This window comes from Streptomyces sp. NPDC041200 (genome assembly GCF_055591805.1).
This window is the reverse complement of the sequence record NZ_JBVIZF010000013.1, coordinates 215,440-221,551: the sequence shown is the minus strand read 5'-3', so window position 1 is coordinate 221,551 and position 6,112 is coordinate 215,440. Positions and strand designations below refer to the sequence as shown.

Genomic DNA, 6,112 nt, shown 5'->3' with positions numbered 1-6,112 from the left:
CCTTGGGGGTGGGGAAAGAACATTAGTTCTTCTTGGTTGGAGAGCTTTCCCATAGATCTTTGTCGCGGGGGGGTGTCTTGTGGGTAGGGCGGGCCCCAAACCGCTTGCGGCTCTGCCCGAACCGCCGAGACACCCCCTAGCCCCCGAGAGTCTAATGCTGCCCCACCGGAAGCCCTGGTTCGCCTCCGGGGCGCCTCCCCCTTTTTGTGTGCTCGGCTCGCCCGCACACAAAGACGCCCCCGGCGGCGGTCAGGTTGCTATCCGCGGCCCGCCGATCGCTGTGTCCTCCGCGACACCGAGTCGATGACCACGGCGGCCAGCAGCACCCCGCCTGTGATCATGTACTGCACGGAGTTCGCGACGCCCAGCAGGTTCATCCCCGACGAGATCGAGCCGATGACCAGCATGCCGAGCATCGCCGACCACACCGAGCCGCGCCCGCCGAAGAGGCTGGTACCGCCGATGACGGCGGCCGCGATGGCCTCCATGAGCAGGTTGCCGGTACCGGCCTGCTGGCTCGCGGAGCCGATCCGGGACGCGATCATGAGACCGCCGAACGCGGCCATGAGCCCGGACAGCGCGAACACCGAGATCCGTACGGCGACCACGTTGATGCCCGCGCGGCGGGCCGCCTCGACGCTGCCGCCCAGCGCGATCACCTTGCGTCCGTACGGGGTGCGGCGCACCACGAAGTCGAGGGTGACCAGCACCACCACGAAGATCACCAGGGCGAGCGGCAGGCCCATGTACTCGTTCAGCCGCCAGGCCGCCGCGTAGACGATCACCGCGAGCACGGCGGTGCGCACCAGGATCTCGCTCAGCGGCCGCGAGGGTATGCCGACCGCCTTGCGGCGCCGGCTGTCCAGGAACTGGGCCAGGAAGAACCCGGCCACCGCGACCGTGGCCGCGCCGTAGGCGGCGATGAGCTGGCTGAAGTAGTGATCGGTGAGCATGCGCACAAAGCTGTCGTCGTCGATGCCGAGGGTGCCGGTGGTGCCGAGCACCTGGAGCATCAGTCCGTTCCAGGCCAGCAGACCGGCGAGGGTGACGACGAACGCGGGGACGCCGATCCTGGCGAAGAAGAAGCCGTGCAGCGCGCCCAGCGCCGCACCGGTGGCCAGCGCCGCGAGCACGGCGATGCCCTCGGGCACGCCCTCACGGATGTTGAGCACCGCGAGGGTGGCAGCGGCCAGACCGCTGAGCGAGCCGACCGACAGATCGATCTCGCCGAGCAGCAGCACGAAGACGATCCCGACCGAGATCATGCCGGTGCCGCCGATGAGGATCGACAGGTCGGAGAGGTTCTTGGGCGAGAGGAAGGCGCTGTCCTTCCACTGGAAGACCGCCCAGATCACGGCGATGCCGACGATCACCGGGACCGCGCCCAGGTCGCCGCTGCGCATCTTGCGGGCGAACTCGTTGAGGTAGCCCTTGAACCCCTCCTGGCGCACCAGCAGCCGCGGATCGACCACGGTGACCGCGTCCTTGGCGACCGGGCTGGCGTCGGCCGGTCCGGCCGGGGCCTTGTTTCCGCCTTCACCACCGCTGGTCTTGTCGAGACGGGTGCTCACTTGGCGGCCTCCCCGCTGCGCGCCTTGCGGCGGGTCACGGCGTTGTCCGTGGCGCCGGTGATGGCGGAAATGATCTCTTCTTGAGAGGTGGTACGGACGTCGAACGTGCCGTTGTTACGGCCCAGTCGCAGCACCGCGACCCGGTCCGCGACCGCCTTGACGTCGGCCATGTTGTGGCTGATGAGGATCACGGCGAGGCCGCGCTCGCGCAGCCGCTCGACCAGGTCGAGGACCTGAGCCGTCTGCTCGACGCCCAGGGCGGCGGTCGGCTCGTCCAGGATGACGAGCCGGGGCTCGCCCAGCATCGAGCGGGCGATGGCGACGGTCTGCCGCTGGCCGCCGGAGAGCGAGGCGATCGGGATCCGCACACTGGGGATACGGATCGACAGGGTGCTCAGCAGCTCGCGGGCGCGGCGCTCCATCTCGACCTCGTCCAGCACCCCGGCGCGCAGGACCTCGCGGCCGAGGAAGAGGTTGCCGACGACGTCGATGTTGTCGCACAGGGCGAGGTCCTGATACACCGTCGCGATGCCCAGGTCCTGGGCGTCGTGCGGCCGGGCGATCGTGACGGGCTTGCCCTGCCATTCGAGGACGCCCTCGTCGGCGGGGCCGACTCCGGCGATCGCCTTGACGAGGGTCGACTTACCGGCGCCGTTGTCGCCCACCAGGGCGACCACTTCACCGGCGCGGACCTCCAGTTCGATGTCGGTGAGCGCCTGGACAGCGCCGAACCGCTTGGAGATCCCGCGCAACGCCAACACGGGTTCGTTTGGCACGATGGCCATCTCCGTTCCGGGCAGGGGCGGCCCCTGCTGTGTGACGGAGGGGAGAGAACTCTCCCCTCGGGTGGGGGTGTTGGGGATCGGCGGACGGGCCGCCGGCGAACGTCACGGCGGCCCGCTCCGGTCCGGCAGGGGGCTACTTGAGCCCGGCCGCGTCGCAGGCGGCCTTCAGCTTCGCCGTGCAGATCTGGCCGACCGTGTACAGACCGTCCTTGACGACGGTGCTCTTGATCTTGTCCTTGGTCAGCGAGACCGGGGGGATGAGCGTGGCCGGGATGTCCTTGGTGGTCGGACTGTCGACCGTGCTGGTCCCGGCGGCCTTCTCGCCGCGGCCGAGGGCGATGGCCATCTTCGCGGCCGCGGTCGCCTCTTCCACGTAGGACTTGTAGACGCTCATGTACTGCTCGCCGCTCACCACCCGCTGCACACCGGCGAGTTCGGCGTCCTGGCCGGTGACCGGCGGCAGCGGCTTGACGCCGCCGCTCTTGAGCGCGGTGATCGCGCCGCCCGCCATGCTGTCGTTGGCGGAGTAGACGCCGACGATGTTGCTCTTGCCGACGGACGAAATGGCGCCCGTCATGGCCTTGTTGGCCTCCTCGGCCAGCCAGCGGTCGATGTCGTACGACTTGGCGATGTCCACCTTGCCCTTGAGGACCGAGAGCGCGCCCTTCTTGAACATGGCGGCGTTGGGGTCGGCCTCCCAGCCGTTGAGCATGACGATCTTGCCGCCCTTGGCCTTGCCGCCCAGGGCCTTCAGCAGCGCCTCGCCCTGGACCTTGCCGACCGTCTCGTTGTCGAAGGAGGTGTAGGCGGAGATCGGTCCCTCGGCCAGCCGGTCGTAGGCGACGACCGGGATATTCGCCTCGGCGGCCTTCTTGACCGAACCGCCGATGGACTTGGAGTCCACCGAATCCAGAATGATGACGTCGACCTTTTTGGTGATCATGGAGTCGACCTGCTGCTGCTGTACCGACGGGTCCGACTTGGCGTTGGCATACTGGATCTTGCAATCGGAGCAGTCGGCCAGGATCTTTTCCTTGATCAGCGGCCGGTCGAAGTTCTCGTATCTCGCCGTCTGATCCTCGGGCAGAAGGAGCCCGATGGTCAGCGGACCGGTCTTCTTCTCTTTCTCGTCTTTGTTATCCGCTTCCTTCGCCGAACCACAGGCGGCGAGCGAGGCGGCCATCGATACGACAGCGGTGGCAATGGCGACGCGACGCATCGTTGCGTTCATAACGGGGGTGACCTCCCTGACGAGGCCGCGTCATTGCGGCCGAGGTGGCGTGAAGTCAACTCGGCCGCCGTCATGGCGTCAAGAAGTAAATCCTTAACGAGATGGCAACGGTGCCATTCGTTATCTGAGTGAACGCAGCCGGACATGCCCGAAGAGACACGGTGCGGCCGGACAAAAGCGGCTAAAGGCGGCGGGACTCAAGGCGCGGCAGTCAGGCGAGCGGAGGGATTCAGGCGAGCGCCGGAGTGCCCGCCGACAGCGCGCCCTCCAGCAGCGTCGAGTCGCCCATCTCGCTCAGCACCAGCGCGAGGGCGCCCAGCACCTCGGCCCGGCCGCCGAGCGCCCCGGGCATCACGGCCAGCTGACGGGCGGCGCTCGGGATGGCGTACCGCGCGACCGACTCACGGATCGGGCCCAGCACCAGCTCCCCCGCCTCGGCGAGGTGGCCCCCCAGCACCATGCGGCTGGGGTTGATCAGGTTGCACAGGTTCGCCACGCCGCTGCCGATGTGCCGGCCGACGTCCGCGATCACCCGGCGGCAGCCGGGGTCGCCGTCCCGGGCGAGCTGCACCATGCGCTCGATGGTGAGGTCGGCGCCATGGCTGGAACGCAGCAGCGGCAGGACGTACCGGGCCGCGGCGAACGTCTCCAGACAGCCGCGGTTGCCGCAGCGGCACACCGGGCCCGACTCGTCGAGGGTGATGTGGCCGATTTCGCCCGCCGTGCCGCCCGGGCCGCGGTAGATCTGGCCGCTGATGACCAGCCCCGCGCCGACACCGTCGGCGACCTTGATGTACGCGAGGTCGCCGACCCCGCGCCCGGAGCCCCACACCAGCTCGCCGAGCGCGCCCAGGTTGGCGTCGTTGTCCACGTGCACCGGCACCCCGAGCCGCTCGGCCAGGTCGTCGCGCGGATTGGTGCCCGCCCAGCCCGGCAGGATCGCGGTCGAGCCGAGCGTGCCGGTCTCCACGTCTATCGGAGCCGGGACACCGAGGCCCACGCCGACGACCTTGTCCCGGCTCAGCCCGGCGCTCGCGATCAGCCTGCTGACCAGCTGCTCCGCGCGGTCGAGGCCCTGCGCGGAGGAGGCGTCCACATCCAGCGGCTCGGCCTCCTCGGCCAGCACCTGGTGGGCGAGGTTCCCGACCGCGACCCTGAGGTGCGTATGGCCGAAATCCACGCCCACGACGATGCCCGCGTCCCCGCTGAGCGAGACGCTGCGCGCCCGGCGGCCACCCGCCGAGGTGGGCGTGACCTCGACCGTTCCGCCGTCCTTCAGCTCGCGCACGATGTTGGAGACGGTGGCCGCGGACAGCCCGGTGGACCGGGCGATCTCCGCCTGGGTGAGCGAGCCCGCCATACGCACCGCGCGGACCACCCGTTCGAGGTTGGCCCGGTGCAGCGACGACTGCGATCCCGGAGTCTCCACGCCCATCCACTCCCGCCTTGTCTCCAATATGTGAACTCTAAGCTGAGCCGCCTCGCTTGTGCCACGTCAAGACCTTGACATGACATTCGTTTCGTTCACATAAAAGACAGTATGCGGAATTTTATTTGAGCGCTCCCGCGGTCAGTCCGGTCTGGACCTGGCGCTGGAAGACGATGTAGGCCGCGAGCACCGGAAGCATCGCCAGCACCAGCCCGGCGAAGAGCGCCGACCAGTCGCCCTTGTATTGCTGGCTGGCCGCGAGCTGCACCAGCCCCTGGGTGAGCACCCGCTTGTCCTCGTCCGTGTTGAGCACCGTGGGCAGCATGTACTGGTTCCACTGGCCGAGGAAATTGAAGATGCCGACGCTGATCAGCCCGGGCTTCGCCATCGGCAGCATGACCTGGAAGAACGTCCGGGTCTGGGACGCGCCGTCGATCAGTGCCGCCTCCGCCACCGAGGTGGGCAAGGTCTTGAAGAAGGAGGTGAGGAAGAAGACCGTGAACGGCAGCGAATAGCCGATATAGACCAGAATCAGCCCGTGGAAGGTGTTGAGCAGGCTCATGTTCTTCATGACGAAGAACAGCGGCACCAGCGCCAGGATGACGGGAAAGCTCATCCCGCCGACGAACATGAAGTAGATGACGCGCTTCCCGGGGAACTCGAAGCGGGCCAGCACATACGCCGCCATCGCCCCCAGCAGCATGGTGCCGACCAGCGAACAGCCCACCACCAGAACGGTGTTGAAGAAGAAGTCGCCGATGTTGGACTTGCTCCAGGCGCGCGACCAGTTGTCGAAATGCAGCGCGGAGGGCAGCCCCCAGGGCGAGGTGAAGATCTCCTTGTCGGTCTTGAGACTGCTCATCACCGCCCACAGCAGCGGCATGGTGACGAGCAGCCCCCAGATCACCAGCATGCCGTGCGAGAAGACGTTGAGGACCTTGCCCTCGCTGCCGATCCGCCCCTCGGGGGTGAAGCGCGGCGGCTGCTTGCCGGCGGGGGCGGCGAGCGGCGGCTCGTCGTCCTTGGTGACGCGGGGGAGTTCCGAGGGCTCTGCTTGCGAGGTCACTGTGGTCCCCCCAGGTCGGCGGTCGAGCGG

5 protein-coding genes are annotated in these 6,112 nt (G+C 68.2%); all 5 read right to left on the bottom strand.

Features of this window, described 5'->3' with window-relative positions:
* Positions 1-257: 257 nt before the first annotated feature.
* Positions 258-1,571, bottom strand: a complete 1,314-nt coding sequence (locus tag ACZ6CL_RS26825) for a sugar ABC transporter permease (protein WP_468939719.1) — start codon at positions 1,569-1,571, stop codon at positions 258-260.
* The gene (locus ACZ6CL_RS26820; RefSeq protein WP_468939717.1) at positions 1,568-2,356 is read right to left on the bottom strand and encodes an ATP-binding cassette domain-containing protein; all 789 of its coding nucleotides are present in this window, start codon (positions 2,354-2,356) and stop codon (positions 1,568-1,570) included. Before ACZ6CL_RS26820 ends, ACZ6CL_RS26825 begins: the two co-directional genes overlap by 4 nt.
* A gap of 133 nt (positions 2,357-2,489) precedes the next feature.
* Positions 2,490-3,587 (bottom strand): substrate-binding domain-containing protein, encoded by a 1,098-nt coding sequence (locus tag ACZ6CL_RS26815; protein WP_468939714.1) that lies wholly within the window; start codon positions 3,585-3,587, stop codon positions 2,490-2,492.
* 229 nt (positions 3,588-3,816) lie between these two features.
* Entirely contained in the window at positions 3,817-5,016 is a 1,200-nt protein-coding gene (locus ACZ6CL_RS26810) for an ROK family transcriptional regulator (protein WP_468939712.1), read from the bottom strand.
* A 121-nt stretch (positions 5,017-5,137) separates the two neighbouring features.
* Positions 5,138-6,082, bottom strand: coding sequence for a carbohydrate ABC transporter permease (locus ACZ6CL_RS26805; RefSeq protein WP_468939709.1), 945 nt, complete (start codon positions 6,080-6,082; stop codon positions 5,138-5,140).
* Positions 6,083-6,112 lie beyond the last annotated feature (30 nt).